This window comes from uncultured Thiohalocapsa sp. (assembly GCF_913063425.1).
In the GTDB taxonomy this organism is placed as follows: Bacteria; Pseudomonadota; Gammaproteobacteria; order Chromatiales; family Chromatiaceae; genus Thiohalocapsa.
In genome coordinates this window covers 25,431-49,119 of the sequence record NZ_CAJXYK010000025.1, presented here as the reverse complement: position 1 = coordinate 49,119, position 23,689 = coordinate 25,431, and the positions used below count along the sequence as shown (strand labels likewise).

The window sequence follows — 23,689 nt, the reverse complement described above, 5'->3', positions numbered from 1 at the left end:
TCAAAGCAGCGGCTCAGAATCCGTCATTCGGCCAGACTTTGCACCCCCACAGGTCGTTGCGGTGGCGCCTCAGCGGCGTCTGCGGCGATGGCCACAAGGTTGCCTGGCACAGCGAGCCGGTTCGCGAGCGGTCGGCAAATGGAGCCGGCTTGCGGCGCCTGCGGGTCAGCGCCCCAGCGTCTCCGCAGCGAGCCCCGCCAGGTCGCCGTCAGACGCAACAGGCGGCACCAAGACCTTCGCGCTGAGATCCCGCTTGCGCGCCAGCAGCCGATCCAGGTTCAGATCGAAGCTTTGTTGATCGAACCGCGGATGCACCGCGAGCGGCAGGTGCACGTGGACGTCTCGATGCTGGCCGATGCGGTAGACGCGATCGGTGCATTGGTCCTCGACGGCCGGGTTCCACCAGCGAGACAGATGCACAACGTGGTTCGCCGCGGTGAGCGTCAGTCCGACGCCGGCGGCCTTCGGCGAGAGGATCATCACGTCGAGCTCGCGCTCCCCGCCGCGCTGGAACTCGTCGACGTGCTTCTTGCGCTTGGCGCCCGGCGTGCCTCCGTGGATACGCAAGGGGTCCCGTCGCAGGCCGTAGCGCCTTCGCAGGTAGGGCACGAGCATCTCCTGCACCTTCAGAAACTCGATGAACACGAGCGCTTTCTCGCCCTTTGCGGCGACTTGGTCCAAGACATCGACCAAGGCTTGAAGCCTCGCCGAGTGCTGGACCGTCTCGTCGCTGATGCCCGCTTCGGCGATGCTCTCCGGCAGCAGAGAAACCCTGCGCAGACCGTGCAAGCCTTCCAGCACCGCGCCGGCCTGGCCGGTGCCGCCGCGCACGCTGTCGACGATCGCGTCGTAGGCTGCGGCTTGGGCGTCAGGCATCGGGCACTCGATGCGGTGCACATGCTTCTCCGGCAGGCCATCCAGATGGTCCTGTTTCATGCGCCGCAGCAGCACCGGCGGGCTCGTCTCGCGCTCCAGCTTTGCCTGTAGGAGCTCGAGCGCAGTCGGGTCAGCATCTGTCGGCGCGGCGTAGGTCGACTTGAACTCGCTGTGCGCGCCGAGCAAGCCGGGCTGCACAGCGTCAACGATGCACCAAAGGTCCGTGAGCGAGTTCTCGACCGGCGTGCCGGTGAGTGCCAGCGTCAGCTCGGCATCGAGCGACTTGGCCATGTCGGTCACGCGGGCGCCGGGGTTCTTGATCCGCTGCGCCTCATCGAACACCACCACGCGCCATGGCACATCGACGAACAACGCGATCTTGTCCCGCAGCGTTTCGTAGGTCGTCAGCACCCACTGCGCGCGATCCCGCAGGTAGCGGCGCCGATCATGCCCGGACTTCTCGCGCAGCAGCGCGAGTTCGGCCCCGAAGGCCCGAAACAGCTCGCCGAGGCCGGGCTCCGCCAGATGCTGCTCGGCCTCAGCCTCCCAGTTCTTGAGCAGCCCCGTCGGTGCGACGATGAGGTGCGGCTTGCGCGTGCCGGCATCACTGGTCTGCTCGTCCACCCAGCTCAGGAAGGCGAGCGTCTGCACGGTCTTGCCGAGCCCCATGTCGTCGGCGAGCAGGGAGCCGCTGGAGCCCGCCGCCCAGTGCTGCTGGAGCCACGTGAGCCCGTCTATCTGGTGCGGGAACAGTGTGCTCTTCAGCAACCGCGGGACCCCCCCGGCCGCGCCTGCGCGGGCGCGTGTGCCAGCTTCGAAACCAACCTCGTCCAGGTTGTCCTTGATGATGGGTACCAGCGGTGCGCCCGCCTTGGGCTGCGCGATGCGCTCGAACGCGCGCTGGGTATCCTCGTCGGTGGGCACCGACTGGCCCTGCCACGTGAAGCTGTCGTGACCGGCTTCGCGCGCCGATTGGATGCCGTCGACGACCTCGGCGATCTCCGAGCGCTTGACGTTGACGACGCCCGCTTGTGTCTGAACGCCAATCGTAGGCTCGTCGTCGGCATCGCTGCCGCGCGGACCTGCACCTGCGCTCTCCCCACCTTCTTCCGTTGGGAACCAATCCGTCACGCCCTCCTGGACAAAGGCTTGCAGTTTCGGATTCCACTCGCCGAGCTTCTCGACGCGCTGGCTCAGGAACGCGGGCGTCTCCTGGAAAAGGCTGTCGATCAGCTCCGGGTCGATACGCTCCCCGAGCTGTTCCTTGAGCCCCGCATGCGGATTCGCGATGAAGGCACGGCGGCGTTCTGCCGATGCCTCCTGCATCTCGCGGACGATGCCGAGTGCGGCCCGCAGCGGCTCCGGCACCATGACGAACCAGTTGCCTTGCAGCGCATAACGCCGGCGCGCATCGGACAACTGCCGGAACTTGCGGCCGAAGTCACGCTGGGCCGCCGGCGCCAGCAGCTCGTGGGGGGAGGCAGACTCGCCGCGCTCGCGTGCCGCCTCATCCAGTTCCGGGTGGGCCAGCAGCACCGGGTCGAAATCATCGCCGTCGCGCACATCCAGGGTCAGCGCATCCGCCCGCGCGATGTTCATGGCGCGCAAGTGCTGATCCACCACCGCGTCGTCGGGCAACAGCGCCTGCAACGCGTCCCAGGCCGCGAACCGAGCGTCCATGTCGCCTTCCGGCGTCGCGTTGCAGCGCTCCATGCCCTCGATCAGCGAGAAGGCCGGGTCGAGCAGCGTGTAGGATTTCGCGCCGACCTTCAGGATGCAGCCCTCGCGGCGCGCGCCCATCGTCGGTACGCCGTCATTGCGCTGCAATTGGTGGCGGAAGCGAAACGCCGGGCTTGTCAGCACGCCTTGTCCGCGAATATTCAGGTGGAAGGGCGCCACGGGTGGCAGCCCGAGCTGCGCGATCTGGTGGCGGTCCCAGGCCGCGACCCGGGCGTGCGGAATGAGCATGCTTGCGTAGGCGTCCGGGAGGTAGTCCTCGTCTTCGAGCAACGTCAGCAGCGGTGCAATGGATGCGCGGCCATCTTCGTGCCGAACCGTCAGAGATCCCCAATCGGCAGGGGCAACCGGCTGTCCGGATGCGGTGGCAACGCGAAAGCGCAGGCCGCCGGCTTCTGCTTCCCATCTGAGAAGCGCTGCGTCATCGCGCGTCTCGTGCTTCATGAACGAATGCCCGTCTCGTCGTAGATCAGGTCGGCAACACGCGATTGCCAACCGCTGTAGTGCGCCAGCTCGTGAACGGGGTTGGTGACCAACTCCCTGCGCGTGTAGGTATCTTGGTAGAGCCGAGGGCACGCTGGCGCATCGGATCGCCAGGCTCGGAAGCTGCCGGAGTGGCTCCATTCCGTGATGACCAGATTGCCGATTCGCATCACGATTGCGGAGTGATTCTTCTGCACGTTGTATCCCGGCTTAAGAACGGCATAGGTTTGCCCGGAGCCGGACAGCATGTCCCTGGCCTCGATGCGCGCGACCGGCCCCAACGCCACCCAGGCGTCGGCGATGACGCCGGCTCTGAGGTAGCGCGACCAGAACGTCTTGCGGGCCGCCCAATGCCGGCGGGCCGTGGCATCACTGTTCGCTGCGTATTCCAGGAGCCGGAAGAAGTCCTCCAGGGTCTGGGTGACCATCCAGCCGAGCATGACTTGCCGTGCTCGTGGGTCCGCGCCGTTCCAGGTACCGGTGAGTCGGGGGTCGCCGAGCATGTCGAGCATGAACGCCTTGATCGGCTCCGCGACGGCCGGCCCCGGCGAGCCCTCGGCAAACGGCAGCAGCAAGCCGTTCACGAGCGCGAACCTGTCGCGCTCGAACCGAAACCGCCGCGCATCATCCGGTCGGCGCGATAAGCTGAGCAGGCGCTCCAGCAGGTTCGTGCTGGCGCTTGCGGTTCGCAGTTGCGAACTTGTCGCGGCGAGGAACCGACTGAACGCCTCGCGCGCGAATTCTCCCGTCGTAAGCTGCCCGGCCAGGCAGCAGCGCTCCAGCACCAGATCCGGTGCCTCCTCCGCCTGGGCGAGCCTCGCGGCCAGCTGTATCGGTGCATCGGCGGCGAAGAGTCCGCATTGATCGGCGCAACCTCTCCAGCGCGCAATGCGCCCACCGGAAACGCGCGGAAGCAGCTGCGCCGGAATCACCTCCCGCAGTTGCTCGAACAGCGGCAGGCGCTGCGGGTAAAAGAGCAGAAAGCAATGGATCAGTGCCGCCACCGCGGACGCCTTGCCGCGCCTGAACAACTCGCGAAGGTAGGCCGGGAGCACGCCGTCGCGCGCCGCCAGTGCGATGGCACCGGCGTCTTCGCCGAAGGGCTCGAAGATGACCCAGGGCGCGGTACGCAGCTCGGCGCTGGAAAGCCCGCTCATTCCCTGGCCGCCGTTCGCCGCAATCCGGTCGAGATGCGCGTAGGTCGCCTGTCGGAGATCTGGTGAGGGTGGGCGCTGCATGGAGTCGGCGATGCGTTGGCTGATGCTCTGTAACGCACGCTCGCAGTGGACCGGGGCCGGCGGCCGTGCGATCAGCCTGCCATCGGTTACGCCACGCAAGGCCTCGCGGAGCCCGGCCATGTCAACGGACCCCGCGCTGGCGCAGCGTGCGCACGGGCTCCGGCTCCTGCGTGGCGGGCGGTGGTGCCATGATGAAGCGCAGGTCGATGCGACGGTTGCGCGGCTCGTCCGTGGGCGCCGGGTGCTCGATCACCGGACGCCCCTCGCCGTAGCCGCTGACGCTGAACAGCGGTTGCCCCAGCTTGTTGCGCAGTTCCGCCAAGCCGGGCTCGCGGTTCTTCAGGAGCTCAAAGGTGTACATGGCCCGCTGGGCCGACAGGTCCAGATTGTTGCGGAAGCGCCCGCCGGATTGGAGCGGCACGTTGTCCGTATGGCCCTCGATGAATACGGCCTCCAGCTTCCCGCGCGTGCCCTCGTCGCAGCCAGCGTCGGCATCCGCAGCGTAGCAGGGCAGCACTTCCAGCAGCACGGCGCCGATCTGGCCGAGCTTGGCCTGCTCCGCCGCCTTCAACTCCGCCTGTGATGATCCGAAGGAGATCGCGTTCTCGCTCAAGCGCAGCACGCCGTGGTCGTTGTCGATCTCGACGCGAATGCCGCGCTCCTCCAGTCGCCGGCGGATGTCCTCCAGCATGTCCTCACGCAGTCGGCGCGCGTTGGTCAGGTCATCGCGCACGGCCTCGGCGCGTTCCTTCTCCACGATGGCCTGTTCCTTCTCGGCTTGCGCGGCCTCCTGTGCCGTGCGTTGCTCATCCGTCGCGATGCGAAAGTTGATGACGAAGGCGACCAGCGTGATCAGGAACACGAACAGCAGGCCCGCCATCATGTCGCTGACCGACATCAGATAGCCGGCGCCGTCATCGTCCGAGCCGGCAGTGCTGCGGCGACGCATCATGATCGCTTCACCGAGCCGATGGCGTCGCTCAGCTCCTCGACGCGCTCCCCGAGGTCGTGGTTCGCTTGGTAGAGCTTGTCGCTGATTTCCGCGGTGTGCTTATCGAGATCGGCCACCAAGTCGCTCACCTGCGTGGTGAAAGACTGCACGCCGTTGGTCAGCTCGGTGAAGGCGTTGCCGAGCGCCTCGTCGATGGACTCGAAGCGGCGCGCGTAGTCCTGCCACGAGGCTTCCGTCCGCGCGTTGCTGGCCTCCAGCTGGGTCGCGGAGTCGCGGACGACACCCGCAGCAGACTGCAGGGTCTCGACCTGGCCAGTCAGCGCTGCCGCCGATGCCTGAAAGCCCTCTGCGGCGGCGGTAATGGGCTCGGCGAGACCCTGCATGCGCTGAACCGTGGCGTCCAGACCCTCGATGATCGTCGCGAGCTTCGCCGCGGCATGTTGGTTGTCCGTGGTGATGCCGTGCATCTGCGACAGTGATTCGTTCAGCCCGCTCACGGCCCTTGCGAAGGCCTCGCTCAGTGACTTCAGTCGGAGCGTGTTGTCCGCCGTGGCCTGTTGCTGCTGCTGCGTGAGCTTCTCAACGATGGCCTCGACGCCCTTGGACATCTTCTCCACGGAGCGGCCGACGGCGTCCTGAAAGTCCTTCGTGCCCTGATTGAACAGCTCCGCGAGTTGCTCCGCGGACTGTTGTGCGGCGGTCTGATTCTCACGGTGGCGCTGCTCGGCGTCCTCTGTCTGCGCCTTCAGGCTCGCGTTCAGCTCGGTGAGCGTCGTTGCAAGGGCGTCCATCTCCGTGCCCGTCGCGCCCTTCAGCTCGCCCGTGAAGGTCGCAAGCAACTTCTCCAGCACCGCCTCGTCCGACTTCTGGCGGTCCTCGCGCAGGGCCTCGACGCCGTCGACCAGCTTGCCGAGGGCAGGGGCGATGGAATCCGACACATGGGCCTGAAGCCGCTGATCGAACGCGTCGGCAATCTGAAAGGCCAGTTGATCGGTAAAGCCTTGCAGCACCTGGGTCTGCTGCCGCGTTTGCAGCAACTGCTCCTGTGCGAGCTTTTCCGGCGTGACGCGCAGCAACCGCTGCTCCAGATCGTTTACCCAGCGCCCGAGCAGCTCATCGAAGCGGTGCACGCCGCGCTTCTCACCGATGGAGAAGGCGATCGATGAGACCAAGCCGACGATGGATGTGATGAATGCCAGCGAGGCGCCGTTGAGCAGCGTCTGCATCGCCTGCTTGGCCTGGTCGATATCGTCTGACGCCAGGCCGCCGCTGGCCAGGTAGATGCCCGCGACCAAGCCGACGAAGGTTCCGAGGATGCCGGCACCCGTCAGCAGGTTCGGCATGGCGTTGTAGAGCCGCAGGTTGAGCTTGCGACCGAGGAGGGCATCCCGGTGGAAGTGATACTCGGGTGGCTGCGCCATTCTGATGGCCTGGGGCTGGTCATCCAGCTCCGGATAGAGCAGCGACTCCCGAAACTGTTGCCAGTGATCGCTGAGCAGTGCGTTATCGCCGACGCGCTCCTCGAAGTCATGAAACTCGGCGGCAAAGCCCTCCGGACTGGACGTGCGCTCGATTTCGGTGCAGGCGGTCTTGAGGTCGCGGATCAGCGGCTGGAGGCGCACGAGGAACCGGATCGAAGCCCCAGCCGCGCCGAGGAAGATCACAGCGCAAAGGGTCGCGATTCCCGTCGGGGAGGTAACAAACTCAGAGGAGGTCTCGAAAGCCCCCTCAAGCGACGCAAGCCATTCCATATCGTGCTTCGTAATGCTCCGTGGTGTGTGGCACGTACGCTCCACGTGTGCGGCCAAGGTAACCTAGAGGCAGTCTATAGGGGAATCCCTGTCCACTTGAGGAGGCGACGCCGAGTCGCGACTGGCCGGGCATTGGGGCCACCCGCGGGAGCTCAGACATCTCGGTGCCACCTGCGTTTGAAGATCCGACCCAACGCGACCCACTCGGTGCGGGCAGGATGCTTGCAGACGCGCGGGCTCGAAGCGCCTGCGCGGGACTGATTCGGGCTGTCCCGGTCCGCGATCGTCGGCAAGCGCCTCGGCAGTGCCAACAGCTCCAGCCCGTGTGCGAGCGTCCCGGGCGCTTTGGCCGTCGGGCGACGCACCACGCGCGCCATGCGGCAGGTATCTGCGTGGCTGCCCGAGTGGAGGTCACCGCCACTCGGGCAGCCTTGACCCCCACCCGACCTCTGCCTAGGCTCACCCCAAGTCAGTTCGGCGCCGCGGTGCGCGATGCCCGCGCCCCACGTCCGTCGGCTGGCTCGCCAGGCACGCGGAGCGGTCCGTAAGAGGCCGCCGGTGCGCACAACAACTAGACCGATCACACGGTCGCACCACGGCGCCCGGTCCGCGCTGCCCGCCCCGCGCGGCGCTCGGACCGGCAGCCGAGGAGGAGGACATTGCAGGCTCACCAGCACAACGGCGCTGCGCTGTCGCAGCGGCGGCGCGCCGCCGAGCGCCAGTGGCAGGCGTTCATGGAGGCACCGGGCCGGCAGGCGCGCCCGGGTCGGGCGGCCGTGGCTCCCGCGACGGCGGTGGCGCCGGACATTCTCTCGTCCTGGCGGCGCAGCGCACGCTATCTCACCGGCAACCCGCCGCGGGCGCCGGTGGAGGACGCGGCGCTGGCGCGGGAGCTGTGGCAGTCGTCGCCGCTGCGCCACGCGCTCGAGGTGCAGCGGCCGCAGCTGGAGGCGCTGGCGCGGGAGGGCTCGCTGCTGGCGGCCGTCGCCGGGCCCTGCGGGCGGCTGCTCTGGACCTACGCGAGCGGCCATATGCTGAAGCCGGCGGCGGCGGTGAACTTCGTCCACGGGGGCCGCTGGGACGAGGCCGCCGTGGGGACGAATGCCGTGGGGCTCGGGCTGCGCCTGCGGCGGCCGGTGACGGTGTTCTCGTCCGAGCACTTCCAGCCCTTTGTGCACGACTGGGTCTGCTATGCGGCGCCGATCCTGCACCCGCGCACGGGGGCGTGTCTGGGGCTGCTGGATCTCTCCACCACCTGGGACCGGCATACGCCGCTGGGTCAGGCGGCGGTGTCGGATCTGGCGCGGTCCATCGCGCAGGCGCTGCCGCCGGAGGCGCCGCGGGCGGAGCTGGAGGTCCGGGCGCTCGGGCAGCCGCGGGTGCAGTATCAGGGCAGGCCACTGGCGCTGCCGCCGCGGCAGGTGGAGATCCTGTGCCTGCTGACGTTGCATCCGGAAGGGCTCGGCCTGGAGGCCCTGCATGCGGCGCTGTATGGCGATGCGCAGGTCTCCCGCTCGACGCTCAAGGCCGAGCTCTCGCAGCTGCGCGCGGCACTGGACGGGCAGATCGGCTCGCGGCCCTATCGGCTGACCCTGCCGGTGTGGGCGGATTTCATCGAGATCTGGCAGGCCCTGCACCGCGGGCAGGCGGCCGAGGCCATCGGCCTCTACGGCGGGCCGCTGCTGGCGGCCTCGGCGTCGCCGGCCCTGGAGGAGTGGCGGCATTGCATCGATGCCGTGATGGCCCGGGCGCTGGAGGCCTGCGACGAGCCGGCCGGGCTGATCGGGCGCATCTGCCGGAGCACCGCGGGCAGCGAAATGCTGCGCGAGCGGCTCGCGGAGCTGATGGACGCGTGATCCTGGAACGGGCGGTTCAAGTTCTGAAGCCCGGTTGATGTGTGTGATCTCGCAACACCGCCCGGCGGTGTCGCGCATCCGGTGGCGCTCCGCGCTGCGGGTTGGGCGGTGTGGAGGCGCGGGTGCTCTGGTGCGCGCGGCGGCTGGGCGCAGAGCGTCGAGGCGTCGTGGCGCCGCCCTGTGTCGTTACGAGCCCGGGTTGGGCTCGCGAGGCGAGTGGACCACGGCTTGCTGTCGGGCTGCGCGCCGTGCCTCGAACTGTCGCAGGTAATGGGGCTCGTAGGCCCGCAGCGCCTCGCGCAGGGCCTCCGCCGGGATGATTGGCGACAGGGCGCGGGCGAGCACGTTGCAGTTCCAGAGGCCGATGGTCGGCTGCGCGCCGAAGGCGTAGCGGCCCTTGTCGTCGAGCGGGCTGGCGACGAAGGCGTCGCGCTCCGCGGCAGTGCCGTCAGCCGGCACAAAGGCCGCGGCACCGAGGTCCAGCGTCACGCCCACCGCGGACTGGTTGTCGGTGTTCATCATGCCGTGGGTGAAGCCGGCGGCCTGCCAGTGGGCGATGAGGTCCGCGGTGTCCAGCACCATGGCCCGGAACAGCGCGGCGTGGCGGTCGTCGCCCGCGGGCACGCGCCCGGCGCAGTGGTGTGCGATGAGGTAATCCGCCAGCCGCCGCAGGCCGAGCGTATCGCGCTTGAAAAAGCAGTTCTCGAAGGTGCCGAAGCGCAGATGGCTCGGGGCCAGCCGCACCAGGATGGCCGCGCGCTCGAAGCCCCCGCGGTCCACCTGCTCGTCGCCGGCGATGACGCAGAGGCAGCGTGCGGTGGGGATGCCGAGGCCGGCGAGCCGCCGGCTCAGGTCCAGCTCGTGCAGGCACTCGGTGAGCCCGGCGCGGCCGTCTGCCTCGCGGGCGTAGGGGGTGCGCCCGGCGCCCTTGAGGCTCAGCTCCAGGCGGCCCCGTTCGGTCACGATGCTGCCGAGCACCAGCACCCGGCCGTCGCCGAGAAAGGGGTTGAAGCGCCCGAACTGGTGCCCGGCGTAGTCCAGCGCCAGCGGGCGGCAGCCGCGCGGCAGGCGGCGGCCGCTCAGGAGGTCGAGCCAGGCGCCGGCGGCGCAGTCGTCGGGGGCGAGGCCGATGAGGGCCGCGGCGTCGGGGTCGCAGGCGACGAGCTCCGGGTTGGTGAGCGGCCGGGGGGACAGCTCGGTGAAGAAGTCCGGCCCCAGGTGCAGCAGGGGCTGGTGCAGCGCCGATGGCGGGAGGGCCGGCATGTCAGGGCAGCATCATCGGCCGTCGCCGGCCGCCCGGCACGCCGCGCCAGACGTGCCGGGCGGGGCACGCCGGTCAGAAGAACCCGAGGGGGCTCACGTCATAGCTCACCAGCATGTTCTTGGTCTGCTGATAGTGGTCGAGCATCATCTTGTGGGTCTCGCGGCCGACGCCGGACTTCTTGTAGCCGCCGAAGGCCGCGTGCGCCGGGTAGTGGTGGTAGCAGTTGGTCCAGACGCGCCCGGCCTGGATGCCGCGGCCCATGCGGTAGGCGAGGTTCATGTCGCGGGTCCAGAGTCCGGCGCCGAGGCCGAAGTCCGTATCATTGGCGATGCGCAGCGCATCGGCCTCGTCCCGGAAGGTGGTCACGGACACCACGGGGCCGAAGATCTCCTCCTGGAACACCCGCATGTCATTGGTGCCCTTGAGCAGCGTGGGCTGGATGTAGAAGCCCTGGTCGTGGTCGGCGTCCATGCGCTCGGGCTCGCCGCCGATCAGCACCTCGGCGCCCTCGTCGCGGCCGATCTGGATGTAGCCCAGGATCTTGTCGTACTGCTCCTGCGAGGCCTGGGCGCCCACCATGACGTCGGTGTCCAGCGGGTTGCCGCGCTTGATCTCGCGCGAGCGCTGGATGACGAGGTCGATGAAGCGCTCGTACATGGACTCCTGCACCAGGAGCCGGGACGGGCAGGTGCAGACCTCGCCCTGGTTGAAGAAGGCCAGCACCGCGCCCTCCACACACTTGCTGACGAAGTCGTCCTCCTGCTCCAGCACGTCGGCGAAGTAAACATTCGGCGACTTGCCGCCCAGCTCCACGGTGGACGGGATGATGTTGTCTGCGGCGTAGCGCATGATCTTCGCGCCCACCGGGGTGGAGCCGGTGAAGGCGATCTTGGCGATGCGCCGGCTGGTGGCGAGCGCCTTGCCGGCCTCCTCGCCGTAGCCGTTGACGACGTTCAGCACGCCGGCGGGCAGCAGGTCGGCGATCAGCTCCATCAGCACCAGGATGGACGCCGGTGTCTGCTCGGCGGGCTTCAGGACCACGCAGTTGCCGGCGGCGAGCGCCGGGGCGAGCTTCCAGGCCGCCATCAGCAGCGGGAAGTTCCAGGGGATGATCTGGCCGACGACGCCGAGCGGCTCGTGGAAGTGGTAGGCGACGGTGTGCTCGTCGATTTCGCCGATGCTGCCCTCCTGGGCGCGGATGCAGCCGGCGAAGTAGCGGAAGTGATCGACGCACAGCGGGATATCGGCGTTGAGGGTCTCGCGTACGGCCTTGCCGTTGTCCCAGGTCTCCGCCACCGCGAGCTGCTCCAGGTTGGCCTCGATGCGATCGGCGATCTTGAGCAGGATGTTCGCGCGCGCGGTTACCGAGGTGCGGCCCCAGGCGTCCTTGGCGGCATGCGCCGCGTCCAGCGCCAGGTCGATGTCGGCCGCACCGGAGCGGGGAATCTCGCAGAACGGTTTGCCGTTCACCGGCGAGACGTTGTCGAAGTAGCTGCCCGCCACCGGCGGCACCCACTCGCCGCCGATGAAGTTGTCGTAACGGGGCTTGAAGTGGACGACGGCACCGTCGCTGTTGGGGGTTGCGTAGATCATCGGAACACTCCTTCGGCCGGGTGGGGCCTTGTCTTGTCTGTGCGGATGCGGCGCGCGGTCGCATGTGCGGCGTCCGCGTGGCGCGAGCCGGGGGGAGACTAGCCGGTGGAGGTTGGGAAAAGGTTGGCGTTGCGGCGCGTCGCCTCCGCTGCTGCTTGCGCGCTCGGGGGAGCGGGCGCCGCGGCAACCGGCGCTCGGATGCGGCGCTTGGGCGAGCTGCCCTGGTCGGCCCGGGTCAGGTGTGATGCAGGCAGGCGCCCCGGACAGAAGCGCGAGCCGGCTGCGCCAGCGGGCTGCACCAGACGGTTGCAACGGACCGGTGCAACCGACCGTTGCGACCGGGGATCGGGATCAGGCGGCCGGATCAGGCGCGGGAGAGGAGCCCCGGCACCGGCCGTGGGTCGGCCGGCCTCAAGCGCAGGGTGTCGCCCGCGCCAGCTCGTTGGCCCGGCGCGCCTGCTCGGCGACCGCCGGGGTGGCAGTCGGGTTGTACGTTGGGGCGGCAGGGGGCAGCGGGGCGGCTTCGGCGTCATCCTCGCGCACCCGCCAGAGCTCGCGGCCGAACAGCACGGGCAGCAGCGCATAGGCGCCGGCGACCAGCATGCCGGCGATGGTGAGATTGTCGAAGTACATGTCAGAGATTGCTCCCGAGGCCGGGCCGATGCCCAGACTCCTGACCAAACAATCCCGGTATTTTAGCAAACGCTAACGTACTGATCCATAGTCGTTTGTCGGTTCTGAGGCGCATATCGCACGCCCCTTTGGAACGGCGTCCATTTCTGTTTTAGATTTGGGGGATGGCTCAGCGCACCAGCAGTAGAGGTCAGCGTTGCCTGCAGACAAAACCAGATAATTTCGCCACTGAGTAAACGCTTATGGCCGACGACAGCAGCAGACCGCCGCCGCAGGAGGATCGAGGGTCGGCCAGGGACGGCGGACAGCAGCAGGCGCTCGGACTCGCCGGCCGCATCGCGCGGGCCTTCATCAACACGCCTGTCACGCCGATGCTGCTGATCGCATGTCTGTGCATCGGCCTGATCGGCCTGCTGTTCACGCCCCGGCAGGAAGATCCGCAGATCTCCGTGCCGATGATCGACATCTTCGTGCAGTACCCGGGCGCCTCCGCCAAGCAGGTGGAGAGCATGGTGACGGAGCCCCTGGAACGGATCATGAAGGAGATCCCCGGGGTGCGGCATGTCTACTCCGCCACCCAGCGTGGGGCGGCCATCGTCACGGTGCGATTCTACGTGGGCGAGGAGATGGGCCCGTCCATCGTCAAGGTGCACGACAAGCTCCAGTCGAATCTCGACAAGATGCCGCCGGACGTGCAGATGCCGCTGGTGAAGCCGGTGAGCGTCGACGACGTGCCGGTGGTGACGGCGACGCTGTGGTCGGACGACGTGGGCGATGCGCAGCTGCGCACCCTGGCGCTCGATGTGCTGCAGGAGCTGGGCTCGGTGAAGGACACGGGCAAGGGCTTCGTGGTGGGTGGCCGCGAGGAGCAGATCCGGGTGGAGGTGCTGATGGAGCGCCTCGCCGGCTATGGCGTCACGCTGGACCGCATCGCCGGCACCATTCAGAGCGCCAATGCGGAGCGGGCCACCGGGCGCAGCGAGTCCCAGGGTGCCGCCTTCAACGTCTACTCGGGCGCCTTCCTGCGCACGGCGGAGGATGTCTCAAAGCTGGTGGTGGGCACCCAGGGCGGCTACCCGGTCTATGTGCGCGACGTCGCCGTGGTGGAGCACATGCCCGAGGACGCCAAGGAGGTGGTCACCCACTTCACCGGGCCGGCCTACGCGGGCGATCTGGTGGCCGACGGCGCGCAGGCAGTGACGCTGGCCATCGCCAAGAAGGAGAAGACCAACGGCGTGATCGTGGCGCGGGCGGTGCTCGATAAGCTCGAGAAGCTCAAGGGCACACTGATTCCCACCAATGTCCATGTCGAAATCACCCGCAATTACGGCAAGACCGCCAACGACAAGGTCAATGAGCTGCTGAAGGCCATGTTCGAGGCGGCGGTGATCGTCTCGATCCTGTGCCTGGTGGGACTCGGCGCACGGGCGGCCTTCGTGGTCATCACCGTCATTCCGGTGGTGATTCTGCTCACCATCTGGTGGGCGATGGTGGTGGACTACACCATCGACCGGGTGAGCCTGTTCGCGCTGATCTTCGCCATCGGCATTCTGGTGGACGACGCCACCGTGGTGGTGGAGAACATCTTCCGGCACTGGCTGGAGGTGGGTAAGACCTCCATCGCCGAGGCCGTGGCGGCGGTGGACGAGGTGGGCAACCCCACCATTCTCGCCACCTTCACCATCATCGCCGCGCTGCTGCCCATGGGCTGGGTGAGCGGCCTGATGGGGCCCTACATGCGCCCGATCCCGGTGCTCGGCTCCTCGGCCATGTTCTTCTCGCTCATCGCGGCCTTCGTCTTCACGCCCTGGTTCGCGCTGCGCGTGCGCCCGCGCCCGGCGGCGCTCGCGAAGGCCGAGCGGCGCGAGGAGGTCACCCGCCGCATCATCGGCCGCTTCTACCGGCCCCTGGTGACGCCGCTGATCGAGAGCCGCACGCTCGGCCTGTCCTTCCTGGTGCTGGTCATCGCCGCCACCGCCGGTGTCTGCCTGCTGTTCTACACCCAGACGGTGCCGGTGAAGATGCTGCCCTTCGACAACAAGCCGGAGTTCAGCGTCGTCGTCAACATGCCGGAGGGCACTGCACTGCCGGAGACCGCCAATGTCGTCCGCCAGCTCGCCGAGAAGGCGCGGGAGATCCCCGAGGTCGAGGCGATACAGACCTACGCCGGCACCGCCCAGCCCTTCAACTTCAACGGCATGGTCCGCCACTACTACCTGCGCGAGAACCCCTGGGAGGGGGACCTGCTGGTGATGCTGAAGGACAAGCAGGCGCGCGAGCGGGGCAGCCACGCGATCGCCGTCGAAGCCCGGGAGCTGCTGACGCCGCTGGCCCACAATCTGGGCGCACGCATCGCCGTGGTGGAGATGCCGCCCGGGCCGCCGGTGCTGCAGACCGTGGTGGCCGAGGTCTATGGCCCGAGCGAAGAGGTCCGCCGGCAGGTGGCGCGCGACATGACCGAGATGTTCGAGGACGCGCACGGCATCGTCGATGTCGACAACTACATGGCCGAGCCCTACGACTACTGGCGCTTCGACGTTGACACCGAGAAGGCCGTGCGCCGCGGCATTTCCGTCGATGCCATCAACCAGGCCCTGGCCATGGCCATGGGCGGCTTCAAGGTCGGCGACGTCAAGCGCGGCACGGTGCAGGAGCCCACCTACATCGTGCTTCAGGTGCCGCTGTCGAACCGGGCGCACCTGACGACGCTGGCGAGCCTGCCGCTGCGCTCGCCGAGTGGGGAGATGGTCCCGCTCTCGGAGCTCGGGCAGTTCGTCAGGCGCACCGAAGACCCGATCATCTACCACAAGGATCTGCGGCCGATGGAATACGTCGTGGGCGAGATGGAGGGCCGCCTCGGGGCGCCCATCTACGGCATGCTGGAGGTGGAGGACCGGCTCGCGGACTACACCACACCGGACGGCGTGACCATGACCGGCATGCCCATGGGGCTCATCGGTCCGCCCGCGGATGATTCGGTGTCGGGCTTCGAGTGGAGCGGCGAGTGGACGGTCACCTACGAGACCTTCCGCGATATGGGGCTCGCGTTCATCGCCGCGCTGCTGCTGATCTACGGGCTCATTGTCTGGGAGTTCCGTGACTTTGCCCTTGCCGGGCTCATCATGTCGCCCATCCCGCTGACCCTCATCGGCATCGTCCCGGGGCACCTGCTCATGGGGGCCGAATTCACGGCCACCTCCATGATCGGGCTCATCGCGCTCGGCGGCATCATTGTGCGCCAGTCCATCCTCATCGTGGAGTTCGTGAAGCTGGAGGTGGCCAAGGGCAAGAGCGTGCGCGAGGCGGCGGTGTCCGGCGCCGAGATCCGCATGCGGCCGATCCTGATCACGTCCCTTACCCTGATGGCGGGCGCCTGGGCCATCATCCAGGACCCGATCTTCCAGGGCATGGCGGTGAGCCTGTTCTTCGGCGCCGGCGTGGCGACGCTGATGGCCGTGATCGTGATCCCGCTCGGCTGCATCAGCCTGCGCAGGCACTTCTACCTGCACGAGACCGAGAGCGGCGAGATCGCGCTGTCCGGGCGCTACGCCGAGGTCGAGGAGGTGCCCGGCGACGGCAAGCGCTCCGCACCCGCGCGCGCTCCCCTGTGGCTGCGGCTCTGGGGCCTGCTGGCCGAGGTCGTCATCTGGCTCGTCGGTGCCGTGCAAGGGCTGGTGTCGGCGCTCTGGCGTCTGCTGCCGCTGGGCTCGGCTGGTGACCTGCCCGGGCGGGGACCCGGCTCGGGCCCAGCCGGCCCTGGCTCCGGTCCCGGACCCGGCTCGGGGCCGCCGTCCGGTGGCAGCTCGGCGTCCGGTGCGGGCTTCGCGCCAGGCGGCGGGGGCCTTGGCAGGCAGGCCGGGCAGGCGGCGCGTGCGGCCTCCACCGCGGCGGCGGGTGGCAAAACGGCGGCCCCGGTGCGCCAGCCGGCCGGCGCAGCGGTGCGCGGCTCGCAAGCCGGGTCTGCCGGCCGCGAAGACGCCGCCGACGCCGGCTCCCGGGCGGCGCCGGCGCAGCGCCAGGCCACCAAGACGCCGGCGGCGAAGAAGACCACGAAGAAGAAGGCTTCGGCTCGCAAGAAGCCTGCGGTCAGTGCAGCGGCCACGGCAAAGAAGAAAGCGCCGCCGAAGCAGCGGGCCACCACGAAGAAGAAGGTCACGGCCCAGCCGTCGGGCGCCGCCGTCGGGGCCGCAGCATCATCGGGCGCCGACCCAGCGCCGCCCGCCGGGGCGACGTCCGGGCGCGGTCAGCACAGCGGCCGCTCGGCGGGCGGGCTCAACGGCCACGAGAAGCCGGCGCCCGGCGGCTCGGGCGCAGCGGCGGAGTCGCCTGACGATCAGCCGCCGTCCGCGCGCCGCCGTGCCGGCGCCCGCCAGCGCCGCGGCATTCAGGTCAAGCGCCGCGAGGAGCCCTGATTGGCCTGGCCAGCGATGAGCAGCCTGGCAGCGGCACGAGGAGCTTCCAACGCAGCTGTCGTGGGAGAGGGGCCTCCCGGCCGCGACGACTGCCGGGGATGTAGGGTGAATCAGCGCAGCGCATCCACCAGATCTGGGTGGCGGATGCGCGGTGCCGAGCCTCCAAGCAAGGTCCGCCGTGCGGATCTGCGCTCTGCGATTCGCCGTGGCTGGGGCGCTCTGAGACCGGGCAAGCATCCCGACCGACCTCGGCCCGTGCTTGGGCGGGATTCGAATACCGGCCCAGTCTCAATGGCGGGTCATGCCGCGCTGGACGGGCCGCCGTCCAATCGCACCCCGGGCGCGAACGGCTCCCACCCCTCGGATGCCGGCTTCCGCGCCATGCCTGCCTCGCGGCTGCACGCCTCGCGGTAGGCGGCGGCCACGCATACGGCGTCCGAGAGCCTGGCTATAATCCGCGTCCGACCAGAACAATCCGACGACCCGGAGGGGGCCTGCCATGAAAGTCAGAGACGCGATGAACACCTCCGTGCGCACCGTGACGCCGGACATGAAGATCATGGAAGTGGCGTCGCTGATGACGCTGTACCGCTTCCAGGGGCTGCCCGTCATCGATGCCGACGGCGCCCTGGTGGGCATCATCGCCGAGCGCGATCTGCTGCACAGCCTGTTTCCGAAGCTGGAGAACCTCATGGCCGAGGGCATGCACTCCGTGGACTACGACAAGGAGATGGGCCGCTACAAGGAAATCCTGGGCCTCAAGGTGTCTGACCTGATGACCCCGAACCCGGTCACCGTGGACCCGGACATGCACCTGCTGCGCGCAGCGACCATCATGGTCAAGCACAACTTTCGCCGCATCCCCGTCGCTGAGGGCAAAACCGTCGTCGGCATGTTGAGCCTGGGTGACGTGCACAAGGCCATTTTCCATTCCAATCTGGCGAAGGGTCTCTCGGGCTGACGCTCGCTCCCCGGGGAGCGCCGGCTTCCAGCCGGCTGCGTGCGCCGGGGGCTCGATGCCCCCGGCGCACGCTGAGCAGCTTTCCGGTCGATCCCGGCGGTGCATGTGTTTCAATGCTCCGCTTCGCATGTTGGGAAGCAGAGCTTCCGGGCCGGGTTCCCAAGCAGAGCTTGGGAACCAGCGAACCAGCGAAGCAGAGCTTGGGAACCAGGGGAATCAGTGCAGCAGAGCTTGGGAACCAGTGAAGCAGAGGTTCGACATCCCCCCGGCCATGACGCTCAAAGATACCCTCGAAGCCCTGACGGCCGATGCCCTGAGGACGCGCCTCGCCCAGCTGCCGGTGGGCAGACGCCCACAGCGCAAGGCCGAGCTGGTGGCCGCGATCAGCGGCTGCCTGCTGTCTGATGCCCTGGCCCACATCGTCGCCGGGCTCTCGGAGCCGGAGCGCAACGCCGTCGCCGAAGCGGTGCACCACTGGGACGGGCGCTTCCGCCCGGTCGCGTTCGAGGCCAAATACGGTGCGCTGCCGGGCTTCTTCACCCGCGACCCCTATCGCTTTCCGCGGCAGCCGGAGCCGCCGAGCGCGCTGGAGGTCCTGCTTTACGACAACCGGGTTCCGGACGACCTCGCCGAGCGACTCGCGCCGCTGCTGCCGGTACCGCCGCCGATGGACATCCCGCTGCTGGAGGACGAGCAACTGCCGGCCGCGATCGCCGTGGACGAAGACGACGACGAGCCCGAGCCCCTCAAGCGCCGCGACACCGAGCCGATGGTGCGCCAGGACCTGCCGGCGGTGCTGCGCCTGGTCGCCCAGGGCCGTGTCGCGGTGGGCGCCAAGACCGGCGTCGTCAGCGCCGCCGGCGCGCGTCGGATCGCCGAGGTGCTGCATGGCGGCGATTGGTATGCCGACGACGGCGACGACGACACCCCGCGCTGGGCCGGCGGGCCGGTGTTTCCCATCCGCGCCCATGCCTGGCCGCTGCTGCTGCAGACCGGCGGGCTTGCGAAGATCGACGGCAGCAAGCTGGCGCTCACGCCCAAAGGCAAGAAGGCCCTGGCCCAGCCCGTGCACGAGGTTGTCGCGGATCTGTACGCCCGCTGGCAGAAGAAGGGCGCGCCGGACGAGCTGCGGCGCGTGGACCTGATCAAGGGGCAGACCGCCAAGGGCGTGCGGCTGTCGGCGCCGGTGGACCGGCGGCTGGTGATCGAGGACGCGCTGCACGCCTGCTGCCCGGTGGGCAAGTGGTTGTCGGTGGACGACCTGTTCCGGCAGATGAAGCTGGAGGGCTTTCGCTTCGAGGTCGCCGGCAATCTGTGGAAGCTCTATCTGTTCGATGCCAACTACGGCAGCCTGGGCTATGACGGCGGCGACGACTTCGAGATCCTGGAGGCGCGCTATACGCTGGCCTACCTCTTTGAATACCTGGCCACGCTCGGCCTCGTCGATGTCGCCTACACGCTGCCCCATGGCGCCCGCCCGGACTACCACGACCGCTGGGGCGCCGACGATCTTGCATTTTTGAGCCGCTACGACGGCCTGCGCTATCTGCGCCTGAACCCGCTCGGCGCCTATTGCGTGGGCCTGGCCGACGAGTATGCGCCAGCGCCGGTGGCGCGTGCGCCGCTGTTCCGGGTCGGGCCGGACCTGAGCCTCGACCTGCTGCGCCCGGCCGAGCCCGCCGAGCAGCTCCAGCTGGAGCAGATCGCGACCCAGGTCACGGCCGCGCGCTGGCAGCTCGACGCCGAGGCCCTGCTCGCCCGCGGCAGCGACGCCGACGAGCGCGCCCGCAACCGCGCGTTTCTGGAAACCGCGCTGGACGGCACCGCGCCGCCGGAGCTCGGCGAGCTGCTCGACGGCATCGACCAGCGCGCGACGGCCCTGACCGACCTCGGCCCGGCGCGGCTGATCCAGTGCCGCGATGCCGCTCTGGCCGGACTCCTGGCCGACGACCCCGCCACGGCCGCCCATTGCAGCCGCGCCGGCGAGCGCCTGCTCTGCGTGCCGGAAAAGAAGCTCGCCGCCTTCCGCAAAGGGCTCGCGCGGCTCGGCTTCGTGCTGCCTGAGCTTGGCCCATGAGCGCCGCCCGCGAGCTCATCGACCGCGCCCTGCAGAGCCAGCCGGACGCGGCGCTGGACCTGCTGACCGTGCCGGCCGCTGAGCTTAACCCGCTGCTGGCCGAGCGCACCGAGACCGAGGCCGAGACCCTGGCCGGCTGGCTCGGCGTGCTGCGCGGCAACTATGACGAGGCAATCGCCCATTTCGACGCCGCCCACAAGGCCGAGCGCAAGCGCACCGGCAAGCGCAAGCTGTACCTGCAGCGCCTGCCCGGCGTGCTGTACCTGCTGCTCCTGCTGCGGCGCGGCGAGGCGGACGATCTGACCCGGGTGCAGCAGCAGGTGGCCACCTGCCTGCGCGCCAGCGTCACGGACCCATTCGAATACGTCTTTCGCATCATCGGCGATCTGGCCGGGGTCCTGTCCGGCCAGGCCAAGCCTGCGGACGGCTATGCGCTGCACTTCATACTCGGCCCTAAGGGCCCGCTGCCGCTCCTGTTCCAGACCCTGGCGCTGCATTGGCTCGGCGAGCCACTGGACAAGGGCGCACTGCCGGCCCTGGCCCGCCATGCCCACACCGCCGCGGAGCAGGGCGAGCGCTGGTACGCGGCCGAGGCCATCGCGGTGCTGCGGGCTTGCGGCTACACCGGCGAGCTGCCGAGCCCGGACCCGACCACGGCCGCGTGCGAGCCCCTGGCCGATCTGCTGCAGCCGAAGCCGAGCTGGGAACTGGCGCTGGAGGCCCTGGAGCGGCTCGCCCCGGACAGCGCCGGCGACGACGACGGCGCCGGGCACAGCCTGCGCCTGATCTGGCTCCTGGTGCTGAAGGGCGAGTACGCGACCCTGGAGCCGCGCGAGCAGAAGCGCACCAAGGCCGGCGGCTGGACCCGGGGCCGCGCCGTGTCCTTGCAGCGCCTGGCCGAAGAGGCCCAGCAGATGCCGCATCTGACACCGCAGGATCGGGCCATCTGCGACTGCATCGTGCGCGAGCAGATGCGCGGCCCCTGGGGCAGGGGCGGGCAGTGGATCTACCTGCTGGACCCGGATCGGGCCCTGATCGCCGCGGTGGGCCATCCGCTGCTGCTCGCCGACCCGGGCGACGAGGCGCCGGTGGAGCTGATCCGCAGCGGCCCGACGCTGACGGTGTCGCGGCGCAGCCGCGATATCCTGGTACGCATCGAGCCCTTCCCGAAGGAAGGCCTGAGCGTGGTGCCGGTGCGCGAGTCGCAGCGGCGCGTCCGGCTGGTGGAATTCGATGCCGGGCACCGGCAGATCGCCTCGATCCTCGGCTATGAGGGTCTACAGGTACCCAAGGGCGCCGAGCGCCGGCTGCTGGCCAGCCTGGCCACCATTGCGCCGATGGTCACTGTGCATTCGGACATCGGCGGCGGTGCCGACGATGCCGCGGAGCAGATCGAGGCCGATCCGCGCCCGCACCTGCATCTGACCCCGCTGGATGAGGGCCTGAGCCTGGAGCTGTTCGTGCACCCCTGCGGCGACGCCGGCCCGCAGCTGCGCCCCGGCGCGGGCAGCGCGACCCTGCTCACCGAGATCGACGGCCGGGCGGTGCGCTGCACCCGCCGACTTAAGGCCGAGCGCGAGGCCGTGCAGGACCTGCTGGCGCAGTGCCCGGCGCTGGCCGGCGAGGACCGGACGGACACAGTCGCCGAAGTCGGCCACTGGCAGCTCGACGACCCGGAGACCGCGCTGAGCGCGCTGGAGCAGTTGCAGGACCTGGGCGACGCGGTGGTGCTGGACTGGCCCAAGGGCAAGCGCATCGCGCTGACGGCCCAGGCCCGGGTGGAGCAGCTGCGCCCCGCCGTTGCCCGCCGGCAGGATTGGCTCGAGCTCGGCGGGGAGCTGCGCCTCGACGATGGCCGCGTCATCGCGCTGCGCGAGCTGCTGGCGCGGGCCGCCGCGACCAACAGCCGCTTCGTGCGCTTGGGCGAGCGCGACGTGCTGAGCCTGAGCGACGCCCTGCGCCGGCGCCTGGACGGGCTCGCGGCCCTGACCGATCGCGGTCGCTTCCATCCGCTGGCGGCGGCCGCCGTGGAGGAGCTGATGGATGGCATGAAAGTCGCCGGGTCTCCGGATTGGGACGCGCAGCTGGAGCGCCTGCGCGAGGTGCGCACGCTGGACCCGCAGGTGCCGTCCACACTGCAGGCGGAGCTGCGCGACTACCAGGTGGAGGGCTACCGCTGGCTGGCGCGGCTCGCGCACTGGGGCGCCGGCGCCTGCCTGGCCGACGACATGGGGCTCGGTAAGACCGTGCAGGCCCTGGCGCTGATCCTGTCCCGGGCGCCGGCCGGGCCGACCCTGGTGCTGGCGCCGACCTCGGTCTGCGGCAACTGGCTGGAGGAGGCCGCGCGCTTCGCGCCGACCCTGCGCCCGCTGCGCTTCGGCCCCGGCGACCGCGCAGCGATGCTGGCGGCGGCCGGGCCCTTTGATCTGATCGTCGCCAGCTACGGGCTCTTGCAGACCGAGGCCGAGCGCCTCGCCGGCGTGCACTGGCAGACCATCGTCGCCGACGAGGCCCAGGCCTTCAAGAACGCGCTCACCAAGCGCTCCCGGGCCATGATGCAGCTCGACGGGGCCTTTCGGATGATCACCACCGGCACGCCCATCGAGAACCACCTGGGCGAGCTGTGGAATCTGTTCCGCTTCATCAATCCCGGCCTGCTCGGCTCGCATGATGCCTTCAACGCCCGCTTTGCGGTGCCCATCGAGCAGCACCAGGACCAGGCCGCCCGCGACCGGCTGCGCCGGCTGCTGCGCCCGTTCATCCTGCGCCGCCTGAAGAGCGAGGTCCTGAGCGAGCTGCCGCCGCGCACCGAGATCACGCTGGAGATCGAGCTCAGCGACAGCGAGCTGGCCCTGTACGAGGCCGTGCGCCGCGACGCCCTGGACCGCATCGAGGCCGCCGCGGACAGCGCCAACCCGGGCCAGCGGCGCATGCAGCTGCTGGCCGAGATCATGCGCCTGCGCCGCGCCTGCTGCCATCCGCGCCTGGCCCTGCCGGACAACACCCAGCCGGACAGCCAGCTGCCGAGCAGCAAGCTCGACGCCTTCGCGGACCTGGTGGACGAGATGCGCGAGAACCGCCACAAGGCGCTGGTCTTCAGCCAGTTCGTCGACCACCTGCGCCTGATCCGCGAGCACCTGGACGCCCGCGGCATCCGCTACCAGTACCTCGATGGCTCGACCCCGGAGCCCAGGCGCCGCGCCGCCGTGGACGCCTTCCAGGCCGGCGACGGCGAGCTGTTCCTGATCAGCCTGCGCGCCGGCGGCGCCGGCCTGAACCTGACCGCCGCCGACTACGTGATCCACATGGACCCCTGGTGGAACCCGGCCGTTGAGGATCAGGCCTCCGACCGCGCCCACCGCATCGGCCAGGAGCGCCCGGTGACCATCTACCGTCTCGTGGCGAAAGACACCATCGAGCAGAAGATCCTGAAGCTGCACGCCGCCAAGCGCGACCTCGCCGACGCCCTGCTCGAGGGCACCGACGACAGCGCCCGCCTCGACTACGACCAGATGCTGGCCCTGGTGCGCGACGGTGTCGGCGCCGGCTCCGCGTCGGCCTAACCACTGATGGTCGACCTGGGCTCTGGGCTGCCGAGCCGCTTCGGCGGCGCGGGGGGATGGTCGGGTCTTGCCTTTTTGCCCGGACGGCAAAAGGCAGGACCCGACCCTGAGCTACAGCATGGCGACGCGAGGGAGCAGTGGCTGCGCACTTTGCGGCCACCCTGCCACGGCACTAAACTGCCATCACCATATGCTGGCTGATGGCATACACAAAATGGTTCGCGTTCAGATCCAGTTCGACGAGCGACAGCTCCGGGCGCTTCGCGAGCAGGCCGCCGCCGAGCATGCGTCGG

12 protein-coding genes are annotated in these 23,689 nt (G+C 69.3%); 5 read left to right on the top strand and 7 right to left on the bottom strand.

Translation table 11 applies throughout. The features are described 5' to 3' along the window. Positions 1-165: 165 nt before the first annotated feature. The 4 genes from QZ607_RS14465 to QZ607_RS14450 form a co-directional block, all read right to left on the bottom strand. Positions 166-3,057 carry a DEAD/DEAH box helicase gene (locus QZ607_RS14465; RefSeq protein WP_295883936.1) on the bottom strand — a complete coding sequence of 964 codons (2,892 nt, stop codon included), beginning with the start codon at positions 3,055-3,057 and terminating at the stop codon, positions 166-168. Then, entirely contained in the window at positions 3,054-4,334 is a 1,281-nt protein-coding gene (locus QZ607_RS14460; RefSeq protein WP_295883935.1) for an EH signature domain-containing protein, read from the bottom strand. Before QZ607_RS14460 ends, QZ607_RS14465 begins: the two co-directional genes overlap by 4 nt. Positions 4,335-4,455: 121 nt before the next feature. Continuing rightward, a complete protein-coding gene (locus QZ607_RS14455) occupies positions 4,456-5,286 on the bottom strand; it encodes an OmpA family protein (protein ID WP_295883933.1) in 831 nt (276 codons plus the stop codon). Continuing rightward, complete coding sequence (locus tag QZ607_RS14450) at positions 5,283-6,908, bottom strand: hypothetical protein (RefSeq protein ID WP_295883932.1); 1,626 nt, start codon at positions 6,906-6,908, stop codon at positions 5,283-5,285. Before QZ607_RS14450 ends, QZ607_RS14455 begins: the two co-directional genes overlap by 4 nt. Before the next feature lie 788 nt (positions 6,909-7,696). On the opposite strand from QZ607_RS14450, the gene QZ607_RS14445 reads away from it, so the two are divergent. Beyond that, on the top strand, positions 7,697-8,893 hold the full coding sequence (locus QZ607_RS14445; RefSeq protein WP_295883930.1) for a hypothetical protein: 1,197 nt from the start codon (positions 7,697-7,699) through the stop codon (positions 8,891-8,893). Positions 8,894-9,079: 186 nt separating this feature from the next. On the opposite strand, the gene QZ607_RS14440 is transcribed toward QZ607_RS14445, so the two are convergent. From QZ607_RS14440 to QZ607_RS14430, 3 genes are all read right to left on the bottom strand, one after another. Then, entirely contained in the window at positions 9,080-10,156 is a 1,077-nt protein-coding gene (locus QZ607_RS14440) for a protein adenylyltransferase SelO family protein (RefSeq protein ID WP_295883928.1), read from the bottom strand. Positions 10,157-10,229: 73 nt separating this feature from the next. Next, positions 10,230-11,750 (bottom strand): aldehyde dehydrogenase family protein, encoded by a 1,521-nt coding sequence (locus QZ607_RS14435; protein WP_295883927.1) that lies wholly within the window; start codon positions 11,748-11,750, stop codon positions 10,230-10,232. A 411-nt stretch (positions 11,751-12,161) separates the two neighbouring features. After that, positions 12,162-12,383 (bottom strand): hypothetical protein, encoded by a 222-nt coding sequence (locus QZ607_RS14430; RefSeq protein WP_295883925.1) that lies wholly within the window; start codon positions 12,381-12,383, stop codon positions 12,162-12,164. Between the two features lie 242 nt (positions 12,384-12,625). On the opposite strand from QZ607_RS14430, the gene QZ607_RS14425 reads away from it, so the two are divergent. From QZ607_RS14425 to QZ607_RS14410, 4 genes are all read left to right on the top strand, one after another. Further along, entirely contained in the window at positions 12,626-16,795 is a 4,170-nt protein-coding gene (locus QZ607_RS14425) for an efflux RND transporter permease subunit (RefSeq protein ID WP_295883923.1), read from the top strand. A gap of 499 nt (positions 16,796-17,294) precedes the next feature. Next, positions 17,295-17,756, top strand: coding sequence for a CBS domain-containing protein (locus QZ607_RS14420; protein WP_295883921.1), 462 nt, complete (start codon positions 17,295-17,297; stop codon positions 17,754-17,756). Positions 17,757-18,027: 271 nt separating this feature from the next. Beyond that, entirely contained in the window at positions 18,028-19,833 is a 1,806-nt protein-coding gene (locus tag QZ607_RS14415) for a hypothetical protein (RefSeq protein ID WP_295883919.1), read from the top strand. Continuing rightward, a complete protein-coding gene (locus tag QZ607_RS14410) occupies positions 19,830-23,396 on the top strand; it encodes a DEAD/DEAH box helicase (protein WP_295883917.1) in 3,567 nt (1,188 codons plus the stop codon). Before QZ607_RS14415 ends, QZ607_RS14410 begins: the two co-directional genes overlap by 4 nt. Positions 23,397-23,689 lie beyond the last annotated feature (293 nt).

Excerpts from the sequence above, each read along its gene's own strand:
- QZ607_RS14465 (WP_295883936.1), bottom strand. The coding sequence starts at position 3,057 with ATGAAGCACGAGACGCGCGATGACGCAGCGCTTCTCAGATGGGAAGCA.
- QZ607_RS14460 (WP_295883935.1), bottom strand. The coding sequence starts at position 4,334 with ATGCAGCGCCCACCCTCACCAGATCTCCGACAGGCGACCTACGCGCAT.
- QZ607_RS14455 (WP_295883933.1), bottom strand. The coding sequence starts at position 5,286 with ATGATGCGTCGCCGCAGCACTGCCGGCTCGGACGATGACGGCGCCGGC.
- QZ607_RS14440 (WP_295883928.1), bottom strand. The coding sequence starts at position 10,156 with ATGCCGGCCCTCCCGCCATCGGCGCTGCACCAGCCCCTGCTGCACCTG.
- QZ607_RS14435 (WP_295883927.1), bottom strand. The coding sequence starts at position 11,750 with ATGATCTACGCAACCCCCAACAGCGACGGTGCCGTCGTCCACTTCAAG.
- QZ607_RS14430 (WP_295883925.1), bottom strand. The coding sequence starts at position 12,383 with ATGTACTTCGACAATCTCACCATCGCCGGCATGCTGGTCGCCGGCGCC.
- QZ607_RS14425 (WP_295883923.1), top strand. The coding sequence starts at position 12,626 with ATGGCCGACGACAGCAGCAGACCGCCGCCGCAGGAGGATCGAGGGTCG.
- QZ607_RS14420 (WP_295883921.1), top strand. The coding sequence starts at position 17,295 with ATGAAAGTCAGAGACGCGATGAACACCTCCGTGCGCACCGTGACGCCG.
- QZ607_RS14415 (WP_295883919.1), top strand. The coding sequence starts at position 18,028 with ATGACGCTCAAAGATACCCTCGAAGCCCTGACGGCCGATGCCCTGAGG.
- QZ607_RS14410 (WP_295883917.1), top strand. The coding sequence starts at position 19,830 with ATGAGCGCCGCCCGCGAGCTCATCGACCGCGCCCTGCAGAGCCAGCCG.